This is a genomic window from Rugamonas violacea (assembly GCF_016461825.1).
Lineage (GTDB): Bacteria > Pseudomonadota > Gammaproteobacteria > Burkholderiales > Burkholderiaceae_D > Rugamonas.
Genome location: NZ_JAEMNU010000135.1, coordinates 1 through 1,577 on the forward strand (window position 1 = coordinate 1; position 1,577 = coordinate 1,577).

General features: G+C 55.2%; 1 protein-coding gene. It reads left to right on the top strand.

Annotation, left to right across the window (positions count from 1 at the left end; genetic code table 11):
* Positions 1 to 197 precede the first annotated feature (197 nt).
* Complete coding sequence (locus H7U20_RS25430) at positions 198 to 1,409, top strand: sensor histidine kinase (RefSeq protein ID WP_199761942.1); 1,212 nt, start codon at positions 198 to 200, stop codon at positions 1,407 to 1,409.
* Positions 1,410 to 1,577 lie beyond the last annotated feature (168 nt).

Sequence of the window (1,577 nt, forward strand, 5' to 3'; positions counted from 1 at the left end):
TCGGTCACGTTCGCCCGGAATGGGCGGTCACGTTCAAATGGAATGACTGGTCACGATGCCGGAATCACTGGTCACGTTCGTCCGGAATACCCAGGGTGCCACATGGGCCAGTTCAATCCGCCGCCAAATCGCGTCTTGCAACCGCCACGACAGCGATTGGACCAGGCTAGATTTCATCACGGCGGTATGGGCGCGCCATGAATCACAACGAAGCCCTGAATGTGCCCATGCCGACGATACTCATCGTCGACGACTCCTTGTCTTATTTAGGCGCCCTGCTCGATCGCCTGGAGCGGCATGGCTTCATGGTTGTTCTCGCCCAAACCCCCGCCGAAGGTTTGATGCGGGCCGAATTCGCCGAGCCGGACCTGATTCTGCTTGACGTGGTCATGCCGGGTATCGACGGCTTCGAAGTCTGCCGTCGCCTCAAGGCCGGCAAAGCGACCAAAGACATACCCGTAATATTCATGACGGGCCTAACTGACGCCAAACAAAAAGTCATCGGTTTCGATGCCGGTGGGGTTGACTACATCACCAAACCCTTCCAGATCGAAGAGGTACTCGCGCGCGTCAACACCCACCTGGCGCTACGCAAAGCAAACCGGGAACTGCAAGACACGGTAGAGACGCTGGCCCAGGCGCGGGAGGATTTGCTTCGCCACGAAAAACTTGCCGCCTTGGGTGCGATGGTCGCCGGCATCGCCCACGAACTCAACACGCCGATTGGCAACAGCTTGATGGCGGCCAGCACCTTCGATATGCAAACTGAACAGCTGGGCCATGACTTGGCCGAGGATGGCAGTGTCAAACGTTCGACCTTCGAACACTATATGGAGAATGCCCAGCTAACGGTCGACATCCTCATGAGGAATCTACAGCGCGCGGCCGATATCGTTAGCAATTTCAAACAGGTCGCGGTTGACCAGTCCAGCTCGCAGCGCCGCAGCTTCCTGCTCGCCGAGGTGGTCTCTGGAATTGTGCTGACCCTGCAGCCTACGATTAGACGCACGCCGATCAACACTCGCCTGGACATCCCCGAAGCATTGATGATGGACAGTTTTCCCGGTCCCTTGGGACAAGTCGTCACGAATTTAATCAACAATGCGATTGTGCACGCCTATGAAAACCGTACGGAGGGCGTGGTGGCCATTTCTGCCCAGTTGTCTTCTTTTGGTTGGGTGAACATGGTTATTCAAGACGATGGGGCAGGTATCCGACCAGATGATCTGCGGCATATTTTCGATCCATTCTTTACCACGAAGCTGGGTGTGGGCGGCTCCGGCCTTGGTCTGCACATTGTTCACAACATCGTGACGGAAGTACTTGGAGGCAATATTCAAGTCGACAGCGTTGTCGGCAAGGGCAGTAAATTCATACTGACGCTTCCCATGCTGGCGCCGAACCGTTGATGGTTTTTATTTGAACACAGCGGACGTAAAAAAAACCCCATCTGCACCGAACGCGGTCTTGAGCGCGTTCGGGCGGATGGGGTTTTTTCACTACTACTATATAACTAGCCTGACGATAACCTACTTTCACACTGGTTGCAGCACTATCATCGGCGCAGAGTTGTTTCA

What these genes read in the sequence shown, in the direction of transcription:
- H7U20_RS25430 (WP_199761942.1), top strand. Translation starts at nt 198, where the DNA reads ATGAATCACAACGAAGCCCTGAATGTGCCCATGCCGACGATACTCATC.